The 17,461-nt window shown below is 55.4% G+C and carries 11 protein-coding genes, 2 tRNA genes and 3 rRNA genes; 7 read left to right on the top strand and 9 right to left on the bottom strand.

Annotated features, from left to right (window positions below; genetic code table 11):
* Positions 1-42 precede the first annotated feature (42 nt).
* The gene (locus ACMYSN_RS11930) at positions 43-1,164 is read right to left on the bottom strand and encodes a ribosomal protein uL16 3-hydroxylase (RefSeq protein WP_462498109.1); all 1,122 of its coding nucleotides are present in this window, start codon (positions 1,162-1,164) and stop codon (positions 43-45) included.
* A gap of 637 nt (positions 1,165-1,801) precedes the next feature.
* On the opposite strand from ACMYSN_RS11930, the gene ACMYSN_RS11925 reads away from it, so the two are divergent.
* The 7 genes from ACMYSN_RS11925 to ACMYSN_RS11895 all read left to right on the top strand — a co-directional run bounded on the left by ACMYSN_RS11925 (position 1,802) and on the right by ACMYSN_RS11895 (position 9,258).
* Positions 1,802-3,341 (top strand): 16S ribosomal RNA (locus ACMYSN_RS11925).
* A 71-nt stretch (positions 3,342-3,412) separates the two neighbouring features.
* A tRNA-Ile gene (locus ACMYSN_RS11920) sits at positions 3,413-3,489 on the top strand.
* Between the two features lie 109 nt (positions 3,490-3,598).
* Positions 3,599-3,674, top strand: a tRNA-Ala gene (locus ACMYSN_RS11915).
* A gap of 206 nt (positions 3,675-3,880) precedes the next feature.
* A 23S ribosomal RNA gene (locus tag ACMYSN_RS11910) occupies positions 3,881-6,785 on the top strand.
* 93 nt (positions 6,786-6,878) lie between these two features.
* A 5S ribosomal RNA gene (gene rrf, locus ACMYSN_RS11905) occupies positions 6,879-6,994 on the top strand.
* Together the 16S, 23S and 5S rRNA genes with 2 tRNA genes alongside form the textbook arrangement of a ribosomal RNA operon.
* 422 nt (positions 6,995-7,416) lie before the next feature.
* Positions 7,417-7,734, top strand: coding sequence for a hypothetical protein (locus ACMYSN_RS11900; protein WP_462498108.1), 318 nt, complete (start codon positions 7,417-7,419; stop codon positions 7,732-7,734).
* Between the two features lie 114 nt (positions 7,735-7,848).
* The gene (locus ACMYSN_RS11895) at positions 7,849-9,258 is read left to right on the top strand and encodes a GGDEF domain-containing protein (RefSeq protein WP_462498107.1); all 1,410 of its coding nucleotides are present in this window, start codon (positions 7,849-7,851) and stop codon (positions 9,256-9,258) included.
* A gap of 19 nt (positions 9,259-9,277) precedes the next feature.
* On the opposite strand, the gene trpS is transcribed toward ACMYSN_RS11895, so the two are convergent.
* From trpS to cutC, 8 genes are all read right to left on the bottom strand, one after another.
* A complete protein-coding gene (trpS, locus tag ACMYSN_RS11890; RefSeq protein ID WP_462498106.1) occupies positions 9,278-10,285 on the bottom strand; it encodes a tryptophan--tRNA ligase in 1,008 nt (335 codons plus the stop codon).
* A 217-nt stretch (positions 10,286-10,502) separates the two neighbouring features.
* Positions 10,503-10,832, bottom strand: coding sequence for a DMT family transporter (locus ACMYSN_RS11885; RefSeq protein ID WP_041143869.1), 330 nt, complete (start codon positions 10,830-10,832; stop codon positions 10,503-10,505).
* A gap of 17 nt (positions 10,833-10,849) precedes the next feature.
* Complete coding sequence (locus ACMYSN_RS11880; RefSeq protein WP_123757690.1) at positions 10,850-11,260, bottom strand: DMT family transporter; 411 nt, start codon at positions 11,258-11,260, stop codon at positions 10,850-10,852.
* A gap of 14 nt (positions 11,261-11,274) precedes the next feature.
* Positions 11,275-11,967 (bottom strand): hypothetical protein, encoded by a 693-nt coding sequence (locus tag ACMYSN_RS11875; protein WP_462498105.1) that lies wholly within the window; start codon positions 11,965-11,967, stop codon positions 11,275-11,277.
* A 12-nt stretch (positions 11,968-11,979) separates the two neighbouring features.
* Positions 11,980-12,600: a phosphate propanoyltransferase gene (locus ACMYSN_RS11870; RefSeq protein ID WP_462498104.1), complete on the bottom strand. Its 621-nt coding sequence runs from the start codon at positions 12,598-12,600 to the stop codon at positions 11,980-11,982.
* Positions 12,597-13,034: a BMC domain-containing protein gene (locus ACMYSN_RS11865; protein ID WP_462498103.1), complete on the bottom strand. Its 438-nt coding sequence runs from the start codon at positions 13,032-13,034 to the stop codon at positions 12,597-12,599. Before ACMYSN_RS11865 ends, ACMYSN_RS11870 begins: the two co-directional genes overlap by 4 nt.
* A gap of 12 nt (positions 13,035-13,046) precedes the next feature.
* Entirely contained in the window at positions 13,047-14,018 is a 972-nt protein-coding gene (cutD, locus tag ACMYSN_RS11860) for a choline TMA-lyase-activating enzyme (protein ID WP_462498102.1), read from the bottom strand.
* Between the two features lie 27 nt (positions 14,019-14,045).
* Positions 14,046-17,438, bottom strand: coding sequence for a choline trimethylamine-lyase (cutC, locus tag ACMYSN_RS11855; RefSeq protein ID WP_462498101.1), 3,393 nt, complete (start codon positions 17,436-17,438; stop codon positions 14,046-14,048).
* Between the last annotated feature and the right edge of the window lie 23 nt (positions 17,439-17,461).

The raw sequence follows: 17,461 nt of genomic DNA, 5'->3' as shown, positions 1-17,461 counted from the left end.
CGGAAGCCGGGCTCCCGGCGATCCGGCGGTGGTGCGGCGGAATTACTCTTCGAAGTACCAGTAGCCCTGGTTGATCAGGCGCGTCAGTTCCGTCACAAAGGCCGGGTTCTGCAGCGCATCGCCCAGCTCTTGCTGGCTCAGGGTGGTGTAACGGCACAGGGCGTCCAGCGCCTGAGCATCGGTTGTTTCCAGACGCTCGCTGTTCACAAAGAAGCTGTCGCCGATATGCAGCACCCGCAGTCCACTCAGGCGGCACAGGGTTTCCCCGCCGGCCAGCGCATCGACTATTTCATCTTCAGCATACGGCGGTTCCGCCGGGGCGACGTCCAGCTCATGACGTGGCGTGGTCGCGAAGCGGCCGAACCACTGGGTAAAGTCTTCCGGCTGGTTAATCATGTCGATCATCATCGTGCGCAGGCGTTCGAGTTCGTACTCTTCTACCCGGCCAGGATGTTCACGACAGGTGAGGGCCGGATCGCTGTAGTGTTCGCCGCCGAGGTCGTTTTCCAGCGCATAGTCCGCAAAGCTGCTGATCAGGTCGCGGCCATTAGGGCCACGGAAGCCCACCGAGTAGTTCAGCGCGGTCTCGTGGGTGATGCCATCGTGTGGGAATCCCGGTGGAATATAGAGAATATCGCCAGGTTCCAGATCTTCATCGATGATCGGTGGGAAAGGATCGACATGCAGCAGCGCCGGGTGCGGACAGAACTGGCGCATCGGCAGCTTGTCCCCAACGCGCCAGCGACGGCTGCCCATTCCCTGAATAATAAAGACATCATACTGGTCGATATGCGGACCCACGCCGCCGCCGGGGACCGAGAAGGAGATCATCAGATCGTCCAGGCGCCAGTCCGGCAGAACGCGGAACGGGCGGACCAGTTCCGCGGCAGGCAGATGCCAGTGGTTCACCGCCTGGGCCAGCAGGGACCAGCCGGTCTCGCCCAGACCGTCGAAATGTTCAAACGGCCCGTTGCTGGCCTGCCACTGATCGTTGACCAGGCTTACCAGGCGACTATCGACTTCCGGCTCCATGGCCAGGCCAGCCAGCTCGTCCGGGGTAATCGGATCGACGAAGTTCGGGAAAGCCTGCTTTAACACTACCGGCTGCTTTTGCCAGTACTTCTCTAAAAACTCGGGCCAGTTAATGTTCAGTTGATAAGCCATAGATTCACACCAGTCATGAAGAAACGGGCCTGATTATAGAAAGGTGTCGGTGGCGGGCGCTTTGTCATGCGTCAAAGCCGCTGCTTAATTCACCATCGCAGAAGGGCGTTTTCCTTTGCTATATATGTATGGGTATGGATGGCAATGAGAGAGGAACCGGGAGCAGCAAGGATAACCTGTTCTTTTGTCTGCGAGGCGAAATAGTGTGAATACGTCTGCAGGCCGCGTGGTATCTGGGTTTCTTTGTTATCAGGCCAGCGCTAGAATAACCGTTTCGTTTAAATAATGAGCGCTTGATAAGTTTTTTGTATTTTAGCGCTTGCCATCCAAAGAGAACTCCCTATAATGCGCTCCCACTGACACGGCAAATGTGAACAACTTCACAGAGTAAGCCGGGTCGGAAAGAGAAAAACTTCTGAAAAATGAGGTTGACTCTGAAAGAGGAAAGCGTAATATACGCCACCTCGCGACAGAGCGCTAAGCGCCGTCGCACTGCTCTTTAACAATTTATCAGACAATCTGTGTGGGCACTCAAAGTGACATGGATTCTTAACGTCCTCGGACGAAAAATGAATACCAAGTCTCTGAGTGAACATACGTAATTCATTACGAAGTTTAATTCACGAGCATCAAACTTAAATTGAAGAGTTTGATCATGGCTCAGATTGAACGCTGGCGGCAGGCCTAACACATGCAAGTCGAGCGGTAGCACAGAGAGCTTGCTCTCGGGTGACGAGCGGCGGACGGGTGAGTAATGTCTGGGAAACTGCCTGATGGAGGGGGATAACTACTGGAAACGGTAGCTAATACCGCATAACGTCGCAAGACCAAAGTGGGGGACCTTCGGGCCTCATGCCATCAGATGTGCCCAGATGGGATTAGCTAGTAGGTGGGGTAATGGCTCACCTAGGCGACGATCCCTAGCTGGTCTGAGAGGATGACCAGCCACACTGGAACTGAGACACGGTCCAGACTCCTACGGGAGGCAGCAGTGGGGAATATTGCACAATGGGCGCAAGCCTGATGCAGCCATGCCGCGTGTATGAAGAAGGCCTTCGGGTTGTAAAGTACTTTCAGCGAGGAGGAAGGCATTAAGGTTAATAACCTTGGTGATTGACGTTACTCGCAGAAGAAGCACCGGCTAACTCCGTGCCAGCAGCCGCGGTAATACGGAGGGTGCAAGCGTTAATCGGAATTACTGGGCGTAAAGCGCACGCAGGCGGTCTGTTAAGTCAGATGTGAAATCCCCGGGCTCAACCTGGGAACTGCATTTGAAACTGGCAGGCTTGAGTCTTGTAGAGGGGGGTAGAATTCCAGGTGTAGCGGTGAAATGCGTAGAGATCTGGAGGAATACCGGTGGCGAAGGCGGCCCCCTGGACAAAGACTGACGCTCAGGTGCGAAAGCGTGGGGAGCAAACAGGATTAGATACCCTGGTAGTCCACGCTGTAAACGATGTCGACTTGGAGGTTGTTCCCTTGAGGAGTGGCTTCCGGAGCTAACGCGTTAAGTCGACCGCCTGGGGAGTACGGCCGCAAGGTTAAAACTCAAATGAATTGACGGGGGCCCGCACAAGCGGTGGAGCATGTGGTTTAATTCGATGCAACGCGAAGAACCTTACCTACTCTTGACATCCAGAGAACTTAGCAGAGATGCTTTGGTGCCTTCGGGAACTCTGAGACAGGTGCTGCATGGCTGTCGTCAGCTCGTGTTGTGAAATGTTGGGTTAAGTCCCGCAACGAGCGCAACCCTTATCCTTTGTTGCCAGCGGTCCGGCCGGGAACTCAAAGGAGACTGCCAGTGATAAACTGGAGGAAGGTGGGGATGACGTCAAGTCATCATGGCCCTTACGAGTAGGGCTACACACGTGCTACAATGGCATATACAAAGAGAAGCGACCTCGCGAGAGCAAGCGGACCTCATAAAGTATGTCGTAGTCCGGATTGGAGTCTGCAACTCGACTCCATGAAGTCGGAATCGCTAGTAATCGTAGATCAGAATGCTACGGTGAATACGTTCCCGGGCCTTGTACACACCGCCCGTCACACCATGGGAGTGGGTTGCAAAAGAAGTAGGTAGCTTAACCTTCGGGAGGGCGCTTACCACTTTGTGATTCATGACTGGGGTGAAGTCGTAACAAGGTAACCGTAGGGGAACCTGCGGTTGGATCACCTCCTTACCTGAAAGAACCTGCCTTTGTAGTGTCCACACAGATTGTCTGATGAAAAATAAGCAGTAAAACATCTCTGCAGGCTTGTAGCTCAGGTGGTTAGAGCGCACCCCTGATAAGGGTGAGGTCGGTGGTTCAAGTCCACTCAGGCCTACCAAATTCATCCTGATACTGCGTTGTGAAACGACTCGCATACGTCAGTATGCTTCGTCCTTCCACGCCTTGTTTCAGTCTGAATTACCGGTACGAGAGATGAGTATTACGATGGGGTTATAGCTCAGCTGGGAGAGCGCCTGCCTTGCACGCAGGAGGTCTGCGGTTCGATCCCGCATAGCTCCACCATCCTTTACTGCTGAATAACAAGAAAACTTCAGAGTGTACCTGAAAAGGTATGCTGCGAAGTTTTGCTCTTTAAAAATCTGGATCAAGCTGAAAATTGAAACGACACACTGTTTCCTTTCTCCGTAATAAGAAAGGAAAAGCGGTGTGTTCGAGTCTCTCAAATTTTCGCAATGCGAACTGTTTTACGAAACAGCTTCGGGTTGTGAGGTTAAGCGACTAAGCGTACACGGTGGATGCCCTGGCAGTCAGAGGCGATGAAGGACGTGCTAATCTGCGATAAGCGTCGGTAAGGTGATATGAACCGTTATAACCGGCGATTTCCGAATGGGGAAACCCAGTGTGTTTCGACACACTATCGTTAAGTGAATACATAGCTTAACGAAGCGAACCGGGGGAACTGAAACATCTAAGTACCCCGAGGAAAAGAAATCAACCGAGATTCCCCCAGTAGCGGCGAGCGAACGGGGAGGAGCCCAGAGTCTGAATCAGCGCGTGTGTTAGTGGAACGGTCTGGAAAGTCCGGCGGTACAGGGTGATAGCCCCGTACACTAAAATGCACACGTTGTGAACTCGAAGAGTAGGGCGGGACACGTGGTATCCTGTCTGAATATGGGGGACCATCCTCCAAGGCTAAATACTCCTGACTGACCGATAGTGAACCAGTACCGTGAGGGAAAGGCGAAAAGAACCCCGGCGAGGGGAGTGAAAAAGAACCTGAAACCGTGTACGTACAAGCAGTGGGAGCCTGATTTGTCAGGTGACTGCGTACCTTTTGTATAATGGGTCAGCGACTTATATTCTGTAGCAAGGTTAACCGTATAGGGGAGCCGCAGGGAAACCGAGTCTTAACTGGGCGTTAAGTTGCAGGGTATAGACCCGAAACCCGGTGATCTAGCCATGGGCAGGTTGAAGGTTGGGTAACACTAACTGGAGGACCGAACCGACTAATGTTGAAAAATTAGCGGATGACTTGTGGCTGGGGGTGAAAGGCCAATCAAACCGGGAGATAGCTGGTTCTCCCCGAAAGCTATTTAGGTAGCGCCTCGTGAACTCATCTTCGGGGGTAGAGCACTGTTTCGGCTAGGGGGTCATCCCGACTTACCAACCCGATGCAAACTACGAATACCGAAGAATGTTATCACGGGAGACACACGGCGGGTGCTAACGTCCGTCGTGAAGAGGGAAACAACCCAGACCGCCAGCTAAGGTCCCAAAGTCATGGTTAAGTGGGAAACGATGTGGGAAGGCACAGACAGCCAGGATGTTGGCTTAGAAGCAGCCATCATTTAAAGAAAGCGTAATAGCTCACTGGTCGAGTCGGCCTGCGCGGAAGATGTAACGGGGCTAAACCATGCACCGAAGCTGCGGCAGCGACACTATGTGTTGTTGGGTAGGGGAGCGTTCTGTAAGCCGTTGAAGGTGGCCTGTGAGGGTTGCTGGAGGTATCAGAAGTGCGAATGCTGACATAAGTAACGATAAAGCGGGTGAAAAGCCCGCTCGCCGGAAGACCAAGGGTTCCTGTCCAACGTTAATCGGGGCAGGGTGAGTCGACCCCTAAGGCGAGGCCGAAAGGCGTAGTCGATGGGAAACAGGTTAATATTCCTGTACTCGGTGTTACTGCGAAGGGGGACGGAGAAGGCTATGTTAGCCGGGCGACGGTTGTCCCGGTTTAAGCATGTAGGCGGGAAGTTTAGGTAAATCCGGACTTCTGTTAACGCTGAGGTGTGATGACGAGGCACTACGGTGCTGAAGTAACAAATGCCCTGCTTCCAGGAAAAGCCTCTAAGCATCAGGTAACATCAAATCGTACCCCAAACCGACACAGGTGGTCAGGTAGAGAATACCAAGGCGCTTGAGAGAACTCGGGTGAAGGAACTAGGCAAAATGGTGCCGTAACTTCGGGAGAAGGCACGCTGATGGTAAGTGAAGTGACTTGCTCATGGAGCTGAAATCAGTCGAAGATACCAGCTGGCTGCAACTGTTTATTAAAAACACAGCACTGTGCAAACACGAAAGTGGACGTATACGGTGTGACGCCTGCCCGGTGCCGGAAGGTTAATTGATGGGGTTATCCGCAAGGAGAAGCTCTTGATCGAAGCCCCGGTAAACGGCGGCCGTAACTATAACGGTCCTAAGGTAGCGAAATTCCTTGTCGGGTAAGTTCCGACCTGCACGAATGGCGTAATGATGGCCAGGCTGTCTCCACCCGAGACTCAGTGAAATTGAACTCGCTGTGAAGATGCAGTGTACCCGCGGCAAGACGGAAAGACCCCGTGAACCTTTACTATAGCTTGACACTGAACATTGAGCCTTGATGTGTAGGATAGGTGGGAGGCTTTGAAGCGTGGACGCCAGTCTGCGTGGAGCCAACCTTGAAATACCACCCTTTAATGTTTGATGTTCTAACGTAGACCCGTAATCCGGGTTGCGGACAGTGTCTGGTGGGTAGTTTGACTGGGGCGGTCTCCTCCCAAAGAGTAACGGAGGAGCACGAAGGTTAGCTAATCCTGGTCGGACATCAGGAGGTTAGTGCAATGGCATAAGCTAGCTTGACTGCGAGCGTGACGGCGCGAGCAGGTGCGAAAGCAGGTCATAGTGATCCGGTGGTTCTGAATGGAAGGGCCATCGCTCAACGGATAAAAGGTACTCCGGGGATAACAGGCTGATACCGCCCAAGAGTTCATATCGACGGCGGTGTTTGGCACCTCGATGTCGGCTCATCACATCCTGGGGCTGAAGTAGGTCCCAAGGGTACGGCTGTTCGCCGTTTAAAGTGGTACGCGAGCTGGGTTTAGAACGTCGTGAGACAGTTCGGTCCCTATCTGCCGTGGGCGCTGGAGAATTGAGGGGGGCTGCTCCTAGTACGAGAGGACCGGAGTGGACGCATCACTGGTGTTCGGGTTGTCATGCCAATGGCATTGCCCGGTAGCTAAATGCGGAAAAGATAAGTGCTGAAAGCATCTAAGCACGAAACTTGCCCCGAGATGAGTTCTCCCTGACTCCTTGAGAGTCCTGAAGGAACGTTGAAGACTACGACGTTGATAGGTCGGGTGTGTAAGCGTAGCGATACGTTGAGCTAACCGATACTAATGAACCGTGAGGCTTAACCTTACAACGCCAAAGCTGTTTTGGTGAGCAGAGAGAAGATTTTCAGCCTGATACAGATTAACTGGGGTGCTTTTAGCATCCTGGTAACAGAATTTGCCTGGCGGCAATAGCGCGGTGGTCCCACCTGACCCCATGCCGAACTCAGAAGTGAAACGCCGTAGCGCCGATGGTAGTGTGGGGTCTCCCCATGTGAGAGTAGGGAACTGCCAGGCATCAAATCAACAAGAAAACCTCATGCGAAAGCATGGGGTTTTTTTGTTTATCTGCTGTTTGTCGGTGAGCGCTACTTACCCCATTCCGATAGTATTTTATATTTTAACCCTCCATTCATATATATCTTTATTATTTCATTACTCCCTTTCTATTGTGTGAATATACGAAATTATGAATATTTACCATGCATCTGTAATATAAAAATTAAAAATCTAAAATTATTATCACTATTATTTAAAGTATTTAATGATAATTTTAAATATATTAACGGTAATTTTTTCTCATATTTAACGACCTGTGCGGTTGTCACTGGACATTTTAAATGAAATGTTTTAGTGTCATTAACAGTTTGTTAACTCGGATGAACACAGCGTGTGTCGTGGCCGACAGAATTGTATCGAGCGGCACGATGAGAATACCAATGAAGAACCTGCTAACATGGTCGCCCCTGCGCCCGCTCATAAGTTACCTGCAAGAACGCTTCACCTTTTTAGTTCTGCTATGCTGGCCGGCGATTATTTGGGTCGTATGCCGGGGATGTGTCTGGGCCATCGAAAGCGCACTGCTGCTGATGGGAAAGCCGCTCAGCGAGTCGTTTACCGTACACCTGCAGCCACTGATGACCTTCAGCGCCCTGGTGCGCATTTCCCTCAGCTGGGTGGCGCTGCTGTTTATCCTGTTTAGCATGGCGATGGGATTCACCTGGTTGCTACGCCGCGTGATGAACCGCAAACCATAGTTATCGCCGCCAGGATCGTTCTCACCTGCTGAATTTTCAATCTGGTTGACCAGAGCGAACTGTTGTATGATCTTCGGCCTTAAAATAGATCCTAATCGGTGAGTGCTTTATTCAATGAGTGATGAAAGCAAGAAATATATCTCCGTTATTTTCAAGGAATGGCTGCCGCTGTATGACGGTTTGACTCCCGATGTGAAGGCTGTTCTTAAAAATATTGCCTCTGAGCGCTCAGAAGCGTTGGCGGCCCGATTTTATGACTTTATTTTTCAGGATCCTGAAATTGCCCGCCATCTGACCTATGACCTGGTGCAGGAACGCCTAAGTCGTTCACTGACCGCCTGGGTTAATGAGATTTTGACCTGTGAACGTGATGGGCTGCAGGCGCTGGCAGAACGGCAATATTTTATCGGCAGTATTCACGCGCGTATTGGTATTCCCGCCGAGGCCGTACTGCGCGGAGCCCGCCAGCTCAAGGCCGGGCTGATAGAGTACATTCGCGATCGCCACGACATTGACCACCAGACCGCGCTGGCGACCCTCCATTATTCGGTCATGGCCATTAACATGGCCATCGAGATGATGTGCCATGCCTACACGCTATCGCACTACCGGGCGACGAAAAATGAAGAGGCCTACCGCCTGTATAGCCTGATGGATAATATCCCGATGGAGTACGGCAAACAGCAGGCCTCGCTCTCCGGCTGGGAAAACAGCTCTATTTTTAATATCGTCAGCGAAAATAAAGCCGCAATTAACGGCACATTATTATCGGAGTCCGAATTTGGCCTGTGGTTCCGCCATAAATGCGTGCGCTATTTTAATAAAAATGCCCAGATGGCGGAGATCACCGGCATCATTGAGCAGGTCGATCGCTTCATTATCGACTGGAAATCATCACCGGATCGTTCCGGGTATAAAAACACCCAAAGCCTGCTCCAGAGCATCCATATCCATTGCCAGCAGATTGGTCACCAGCTGGAAGTGATCTTTAGCAGCCTGTCGCAGATGCAGAACGGCAAGGATTCGCTGACCAGCCTGCTAAACCGCCGTTACCTGCCGGTGGTCCTCAAACATGAGGTCACCCTCGCCATGGAGCATGGGCTGCCGATGACGGTGGCGATGGTGGATATCGACCATTTCAAAGAGATTAACGATAACTGGGGCCACGTGGTGGGCGACCGGGCGATCAAGCACGTTGCCGACCTGCTCAGTGATAATATTCGTTCCAGTGACTATATCTTCCGCTATGGCGGCGAAGAGTTTTTACTGGTTCTGGTGGAAACCAACGCCGGTGAAGCCTTTACGCTACTGGAACGTCTGCGAAAAAGCATCAGCCAGCTCCAGTTTGACGTTGGCGCCGAGACCCATATTGCCATCACCGTCAGCATCGGCTACGCCGTGCATAGCGGCCACCCGGATTACAACCGACTGCTGCGCGATGCCGACAGTGCGCTGTACACCGCCAAGCGCAGCGGGCGCGACTGCGTGAAGCTGCATCAGGGCGGGCACGACGCATCACACTGAGGCGCCGTGCCCCGGCTGTTCAGAACAGTACCGGCAACCCTAATCCCCGCATGACCTCATGCAGCGTCTGCTGCGTGAGGTGCTGCGCCCGCTCACTCCCCTGACGCAGAAGTTCCAGCAGCATCCCTTTATCAGCGATAAACGTTGCCCGGCGTTCGCGAATCGGCGCCAGCAGCGTCTGCAGGCACTCCTCCAGCACATTTTTGCACTGCCGATCGCCCAGCCCGCCACGCTGGTAGTGGGCTTTCATCCCGGCAACCAAGGCGTGGTCGGGATGGAAGGCGTCCAGATAGGTAAAGACGACGTTACCGTCGAGTTGGCCTGGATCGCTGACGCGCAGATGGTGTGGGTCGGTATACATCGCGCTGACCGCGCGATGGATCTCCTCTTCGGTAGCAGAGAGCGTCAGCGTATTCCCCAGTGATTTTGACATCTTGGCGCCGCCATCAATGCCCGGCAGGCGGCTGACATCGCTGAGTAGCGCTTTGCAGTGCTGCAGTACCGGCGTCGTCGTCAGGCTATTCATTTTGTGGACGATCTCATTGGTCTGCTCAATCATCGGCAGCTGATCGTCGCCCACCGGCACCAGCCTGGCTTTAAAGGCGGTAATATCCGCCGCCTGGCTGATGGGGTAGGCGAGAAAACCGACCGGCAGCGAGCGGGAAAATCCCTTCTGCGCGATCTCGTTTTTGACCGTCGGATTTCGCTCGACGCGGGCGACGGTGACGATATTCATATACAGCGCGCTCAGCTCAGCCAGCGCGGGAAGCGCTGATTGCAGGCAAATCGTGGTTTTGTGTGGGTCGATCCCTACCGCCAGATAATCCGCCAGCACCTCGCAGATGTTGCGGCTGATTTTATGCGGATCGCTGCCGTTGTCCGTTAGCCCCTGCAGGTCGGCGACGAGAATAAACTGCTGATGGTCATGTTGCAGCTCGACCCGCTGGCGCAGCGAGCCCACATAGTGGCCGAGATGCAGCTGGCCGGTAGGGCGATCGCCGGTAAGAATGGTAGGTAATGTGTTCATCAGAGACTCCTAAGGCTGCTGTAAGCCGAAAGACGTCGCTAAGAAATGATTAAGCCGCCTTCCGGCGGCTTAAAAAATGGAAAACATCAATCGTGCCGCCTGTTATGCAGGCAGCCACCAACGGCATGAGCGGGAGATGACAACGATTCTGTTCATGCCGATTATCCTGACACGAAAAGGGCGCGGGGTAAACCCACGCCCGGCCATGTTTTGTGGATTACATCGTGGAGAAGACGTTCATGATGATGCCGCCGGAAATGATCAGCACCATGGCGAAGATCGCCGGCAGATCCGGTTTTTGCTTATACAGGATCATCGAGCAGATGGTGACGCCGACGATGCCGAAGCCGCACCACAGCGAGTACGCCACGCCCACCGGAATAGTGCTCATTGCGCGGGTGAGGGCGAAATAGCACAGCCCGTAAGCGCAGACGACCAGTACGGAAGGTGCCAGTTTGCTAAAGCCGTTGGTTTTTTTGATCATCGACGTACCGGTAATTTCTGAGCCGATGGACAGCGCCAGCCATAAGAACCCGAGATTAAACATATGCTATTCCTTTTCAGTTAGTTGGCGATCTTGCTATCCAGTGGCGTCACCGGCTCGGCAGGCGCGTCGGTGCTCTCTTCGCTGCCCATTTTTGAAAACAGATTCATGATCACGATACCGCTGGCGATAATCGCCATGCCGATAATGGCCGCGGTATCCGGATGCTGGCCGTAAAAGGCCATCCCCAACGTCGATACCACCAGAATGCCGGTACCGGACCAGGTGGCGTACGCCAGGCCGACGGGAATGTCTTTGACCGCGCGGGACAGCGAGTAGTAGCAGGTGCAGTACAGAACAATCAGCAGCCCGAGCAGCAACATTTTGGTGGAGCCTTCGCTGCTACCGAACATCTTGAGGGTGGACGTCGCCGAGGTTTCCGAGAGGATAACCAACAGCATCCATAGCCAACATTTTGTTTTTGAAGACATAATAAACTCCGGATCTATTTATTAAGGTAGGGTTCTTTATTTCTGTTTTTAAGAAAATCGCTCGCGGCATCGGTTAAAACGGCATCGCTGGCGGCGGCCAGCGCCGGATTATTGACGATGTCTGTGACAGTGAGATAACGACGCGCCCCGCCGACCGGCGTCGGAACAGACGTTCCCGGCCCGGCGGCCAGCGTCGCCAGCAGTTCATTCATCGAGCACAACGTGACGCCGCATGCCGTCAACCGGGTCAGGGTCGCGTGCATCTGGCTGGCGTATGGCGTCTGGCTCGCCGCGCCGCACAGCTGGTTCAGCTCGCTGTCCGGGTCGCAGTGATAGCGCAACGCCAGCACCGGCAGACCGGCCAGCAGCGCGTCGTGCAGCCGCCGGGCAACCGGGCTGTGCAACGTGCCGTTTGCCAGATCGGCCGCCAGCGGATAATCGAGAAACGGCACTATCACGGCCCGCCAGGCCATCGACGGCAGCGCCGCCTGCCAGGTCCCGGACGGGATAACGTCGCCGATTGCCTGCCACTGCGCCGCATCCACTATTCCGTCTTCCAGCGCGAGGTGCAGATGCTGCCCGCATCCCGCCAGACGACGGTGGATGAGCGGGCGATAGCCCTCCGCCGCGCCGACCATCACCAGCACCGGCGGCTGTAGCCGCTGGACAACCCGCGTCACCAGGTGGTCGATCTCTTCATCGGTCATGGCTGGCCCCCGTTATGCAATAAGCGTGACCTGCGCGCCGTTTTTCAATCCGGCGGCGTTGGCTTCTTCGGTATCGATATGCAGCTCGAGGACAAAATCGTCCCGCACCCGTACCACCACTTCATCGAATGTCAGCTGGCGTTCGCCCCGGCTGCCGACCTTGACCTTCTGGCCATGGCTGACGTTCAGGCGCTGCGCATCCTGCGGCGACATATGAATATGCCGCCAGGCACAGATCACCTGGGACTGCAGCTCAACGTGGCCCGCCGGGCCAATCAGCAGGGCATTGCCGGCCTGCTCCAGCTGCCCGGACTCGCGAACCGGCGCCTGGACTCCCAGCGTGAAGGCGTCGGCGCGGGAGATTTCCAGCTGGGTCACCGGGCGAGTGGGCCCGAGCACGCGCACGCGGGTCAGCGAGCCTTTGGGCCCGACCACGGTCACGCACTCCTCGGCGGCAAACTGACCCGGCTGGCGTAGCGGTTTAAACGGCGTCAGCACGTAACCCTTGCCAAACAAGGCCTCGACATCCTGCTGCGACAGGTGCACGTGACGGTTAGAGATCCCGACCGGAATATCTGGCGCGAGGCGGGTCAGTTGGGCGCTGATTTTTTCCTGTAGCAGGGTGTCGATCATGCCTTCTTCCCTTTCTTCATCGCGGCGCTTTTATCTTCCGCCTCGCCAGCTGCCGGTTGGGACGGCGGCATTTCCGGCTCGCTTTTTTCCGCCGACGTCGGAACGACGGCAGGTTCTGCGATGGCGGGTTTTACTGCCGCTGGTGCTGCAGGGCGCGGCGGGCGGCCTTTTAATTTCCCCAGCGCGTCAACCACGCTGCGTTCCGGGCGGGCGATGACCAGTGAACCCACAACCTGGTCTGCGGCAACCACGGCGATGCCGCGCTCAATGGCGGTGTGGATGGCGCTGATCTCGCCCTCGAAGCAGACGCTGACCAGCCCCGATCCGACTTTGCGATAACCAATGCAGGTCACGCCTGCAGCTTTACAGGCGGCATCGACAGCCTGAATGGCGGCTACCAGCCCTCGCGTTTCAATTACGCCTAAACTTTTCATTGTCGGCTCCTGTTAATGGCGGACTAAGCGGATATCAAAATCGAACTGTGTGAAGAACGTCTCCAGCTGGCTCAGCTCTTCGGGTGAATAAGACGGGTCCTGGGTAATGGGATAGGGCATATCCAGACGCTCATATTTTTTGCGCCCCAGTTGGTGATACGGCAGCATGTCGATGCGGCGGATATTCCCGCGCTTCGCCAGCTTTTGCACATAATCAATAGCCCCGGTAATCGCATCGAACGAGTCGTTATACCCCCGCACCAGCGGCATACGCACAATCACGTTGGCGCCGGAATCCACCAGCCATTCCAGATTGCGGCGAATACCTTCATTGCCGATGCCAAATAACGCTTTATGGTGCTCGCTGTTAATTTGCTTAATGTCGAATAAAAAGGTGTCGGTGACCGGCGCCAGCTTTTGATAATTGGCCAGCGAGGTGGTGCCCTGGGTTTCGACGGCGGTATTGAGCATCATCTTTTTGCATTCGCTGAACAGGGCCACGGCAAAATCGGTCTGCAGGCTCATCTCGCCGCCGCCGATGGTCACACCGCCGCCGGAGGCGATATAGAAGTCATAATCCTGCATGATGACCTCCATCAGCTCGCTGACGGTGACGTCTTTGCCCATAATATCCAGCGCGTTCTGGGTGCAGATCTCTTCGCACTTGCGACAGCCGATACAGTCTTTATTGCGATCGACGAAGTGCTTCATTTCGCCGTTTTCTTCCGCCCGGTAATGGACTCCGGCCGGGCAGACGTTGACGCAGTCACCGCAGTTAATGCATTTGTCGTGCGAGAACATCACCTGAAACTGGCTGGTCAGCCCTTCCGGGTTGGCGCACCACGGGCAGCGGATATTGCAGCCTTTGAAAAAAACCAGCGTGCGAATCCCGTCGCCGTCGTAGATCGAATATTTCTGAATGTTGAAGATTCGCCCGGTTAATTCTTTATTCACGCTTGCCTCCAGAAAAAATAGCCAGGACATCCTTGTCCAAAAACGTCCGTGTCTTTATCAGAACTTCTCGATGACCGTACGGCTGATAATCTCGTCCTGAACCTCTTTGCACAGCTCCACGAAGTAGGCGCTGTAGCCGGCGACGCGGACGATCAGGTCGCGATATTTTTCCGGCTCCTGCTGGGCTTTTTTCAGCACTTCGTTATCGACATAGCTGAACTGCATCTGGCCGTTGCCGAGAATCGACGCCGTGCGCAGCAGGGTGATCAGGCCATGGCGTCCTTCCGGGGTATCAAGCAACCCTTTGAGGAATTTGAAGTTATGCACCATGCCGATGTTCATGGTCTCGACGTTCATCTTGCTCACGGACTTGATGATGGCGGTCGGACCTTGCTTGTCCGCACCCTGCGTCGGGCTGATGCCATCGGAAAGCGGCATCCAGGCCAGGCGGCCGTTCGGCGTGGCGTTGGTCAGTTCGCCAATCGGCGTGTTGTTGGAGATGGACAACGTGCCGTGGCTGAGGGTGGAGTAGAGCATCTGGTACTGACGGCACTCGCGCTCGGTCCACTCGGTGATATCCAGCGCGTACTGGTCAACGTAGTTGTCGTCGTTACCGTATTTCGGCGCGTTCAGGCAGTCGCGGCGCAGCGCTTCAAAGCCTTCGAAGTTTGCCAGCATCGCGTCGCGCATCTGCTCGAGGGTGTATTTTTTATCTTCAAACACCAGCTTGCGGATGGCGGCGAGGGAGTCGACGTAGGTCGCCAGGCCGGAGAAGATAAGCCCTGGTCCGTGGTTGACCATCGCACCACCGGCGGCAACGTCTTTGCCACTTTCCATGCAGCCTTCCACCAGCAGTGACATCAGCGGTTTCGGCGCCACGTCGCGGTGTACGCGCTGGCTGATCACTGTGCCAATCGCGGACAGACGCACGATATGGGCAATCTGTTTTTTCACTGCTGCATCAAACTCTTCGAAGGTGTGCAGGTCGCGCAGGTCGCCGGTATCCAGCCCCTGATAGCTATCAAACAGCACCATCCGGCCGCGGTTGAGCACGAACTCGATGGCAATAGGCCACTGGGTGTAGCCGGTGGAGGTCCACTGGTAGATACGGCCGGATTTCTGCGGCTCTACGCAGCCCATCAGACAGTAGTCGCGGGCGTCTTCAAAATCGAAGCCCTTGCGCAGCATCATCTTGATATGAGAATCATCAAAGTGGCAGGCCGGGAAGCCCATGCCCGCTTTCACCACATCGACGATTTTTTCCATATATTTTTGCGGCGACTGGTTGTGGATGCGGCAGGCCAGCGACGGCTGGTAAACCTTGACGAAGCGCACGGCATCCATAATCAGGTAGGTCAGGTCGTTACAGGCATCGCCGCCGCTGCGCTTCTGACCGCCGACGGTCAGGTTGATAAACGGCTGGTAACCGGCAAAGTATTTCGCCCCCAGCTCGCTGGACATCCACATCAGCTCGGCGCACTTGATAATAAACGCCTGCATCATCTCCAGCGCGGTTTCGTGGGTCAGGCGGCCTTCGCGAATATCGGCTTCAAACATCGGGTAGCAGTACTGGTCAACGCGCCCCAGTGACAGGCCGGTCTGGTTCTCTTCAATTTCGAACAGCGATTCTACGGTCCAGATACTTTGCAGCGCTTCCTGCAGGGTTTTCGGCGGGTTCGCCGGAACGTTCTGGTTCACTTCGGCAATGGTCAGCAGTTCGGCGCGACGCTGAGCATTCTGCTCAAGGGTGGCCAGTTCACGGGCGCGGGCGGCGATGCGGTGAGAGTAGTTAATCACCCCTTCGCAGGTTTCAATCGCCGCTTTGTAGTAGTAAATGCGGTCGATATCTTCCGGGTTCTCCATGCTTAGCTGCGCGAGATGCGCCTCGGCATCAGCTTTAATACCGTTCATCCCTTTGGTGAACAGCAGCACGTCATAGCCCGGGCAGGTGTCACCGCCGCCGTTGATCTGGTGGTAGGAGAGATCGCTGACGAAGGTCTCGCCGCTAAACGCCCATACGCCCGCTTCGCGGTACTGCGCTTCGCAGATCTCATCCAGCGAACGGCCTTCCCAGAACGGCACGATCTCTTCGCGAATGGTTTTTTTATCTTCTTCGCTGATCTCAAACGGATCCTGTGGGCGGGTGCTCATGGTATCGAGCTCGTCACGCACCCAGCGCCAGGCGATATCCGGCGAGAAGGCACCGGCACGCGGTTTTCCGCACGGATGACCGACGATCAGCTCGTCGTCCTGAATCAGAATCGGCGCGGTTTCGCAGGCATGACGGAAGGCTTTGGCACGCAGCAGAATCGTTGGCATGCCCGGGTTGGCTTTCACCACCTCGGTAAAGGCCAGCGCGCGGTAGATGGACACGCTCGGGCGTACCGTCAGGTAATGGTTGCGCAGGCGCTGCATACGCGGCGTCAGCCCTTCCGCCGTCGGGGTGGCGCAATCGGCGGCAAACGGTACGGATGAGACGCTCCGGGCGCCGCTGAACAGGCGAACCGGCAGGTTCAGGGCGCTCAGGTTGCGCTGGGCGCAGAGGAACAGACCGGAGAGTTCGTTGATGATAACGTTGGCGTCATCGAGGCGCGCGCCGTGCAGCAGGGCATCGAACATCGGGTAGCCATCGATCGTGCAGGGGGCGCGAACGTCGCTCAACTGTGCCAGTTTGAACCACAGGCATTCCACGATTTCATACGCCTGCTGTGGCGTCAGGAGACCGCTGGCGATGTCGCGTTGATACCACGGCAGCAGAACTTTATCGGCGCCTTCCGGGTTGACCGCGTAGCTGCCGTTATCCAACTGTAGCGCCAGCTGGAACAGATAGAAGGCCTGGCAGGCTTCTTTAAAGTTGCGTGCCGGGTGGGCTGGCACCTGATGCAGGATCGCCGCGCTCTCGCGCAGTTCGGCCTGGCGGTAGGGGTTACTTTCTGTCGCGGCCAGCGTTTCGGCGCTGGTGGCCAGCTTTTGTGCCAGGGTGAGCAGCGCGTCGCAGGCGTACAGAGCGGCGCGGCAGCTGTTCACTTCGTCCATACCGCTGCGGCTGACGGCGCTGCCGAGGCTGCGGGTTTTCTCTTCCAGCTGATGTTTAATCGCCAGCACGCCCTGCTCGACAATCAGCCGGTAGTCCGGCGAGTCCAGCTCACTGCTGAGATTGAGGAAGCGGAATGCCGACGGGCGGTGGGCTGCGCTTTCATCGTGGAAAATGGCCCCGCGCGGTTTGCGGGTCTGGTCGCCGACAATCAGCTCATCGGGGCTGATGCCAACCGGCAGCTGGCGCATCAGTTCATAGAAGCGGCGCGCCGGTTTGACGACGGCGGGAATACCCGCGATATCGCCATCCAGGGCGTTCAGCGTGGCGGCATGCTCGGTGCACAGGGTGCTTTTTTGTGAGAGTAAACGTTCAGCCAGCACGGTGACGCGCGGCGTTAAGCTGTAGTGTGCCATGGGTAAGGTTCTCCAAATCTTGT

Source organism: Klebsiella sp. R445 (assembly GCF_051131755.1).
GTDB lineage: Bacteria > Pseudomonadota > Gammaproteobacteria > Enterobacterales > Enterobacteriaceae > Klebsiella > Klebsiella lignicola.
The sequence above is the reverse complement of the archived record's forward strand: the minus strand, read 5'-3'. Positions and strand labels throughout refer to the sequence as shown.

Coding starts and splice junctions, on each gene's coding strand:
- ACMYSN_RS11880 (WP_123757690.1), bottom strand. CDS start 11,260: ATGTCTTCAAAAACAAAATGTTGGCTATGGATGCTGTTGGTTATCCTC.
- ACMYSN_RS11875 (WP_462498105.1), bottom strand. CDS start 11,967: ATGACCGATGAAGAGATCGACCACCTGGTGACGCGGGTTGTCCAGCGG.
- trpS (WP_462498106.1), bottom strand. CDS start 10,285: ATGAACACATTACCTACCATTCTTACCGGCGATCGCCCTACCGGCCAG.
- cutD (WP_462498102.1), bottom strand. CDS start 14,018: ATGTCCTGGCTATTTTTTCTGGAGGCAAGCGTGAATAAAGAATTAACC.
- ACMYSN_RS11865 (WP_462498103.1), bottom strand. CDS start 13,034: ATGAAAAGTTTAGGCGTAATTGAAACGCGAGGGCTGGTAGCCGCCATT.
- ACMYSN_RS11930 (WP_462498109.1), bottom strand. CDS start 1,164: ATGGCTTATCAACTGAACATTAACTGGCCCGAGTTTTTAGAGAAGTAC.
- ACMYSN_RS11885 (WP_041143869.1), bottom strand. CDS start 10,832: ATGTTTAATCTCGGGTTCTTATGGCTGGCGCTGTCCATCGGCTCAGAA.
- ACMYSN_RS11900 (WP_462498108.1), top strand. CDS start 7,417: ATGAAGAACCTGCTAACATGGTCGCCCCTGCGCCCGCTCATAAGTTAC.
- ACMYSN_RS11895 (WP_462498107.1), top strand. CDS start 7,849: ATGAGTGATGAAAGCAAGAAATATATCTCCGTTATTTTCAAGGAATGG.
- ACMYSN_RS11870 (WP_462498104.1), bottom strand. CDS start 12,600: ATGATCGACACCCTGCTACAGGAAAAAATCAGCGCCCAACTGACCCGC.
- cutC (WP_462498101.1), bottom strand. CDS start 17,438: ATGGCACACTACAGCTTAACGCCGCGCGTCACCGTGCTGGCTGAACGT.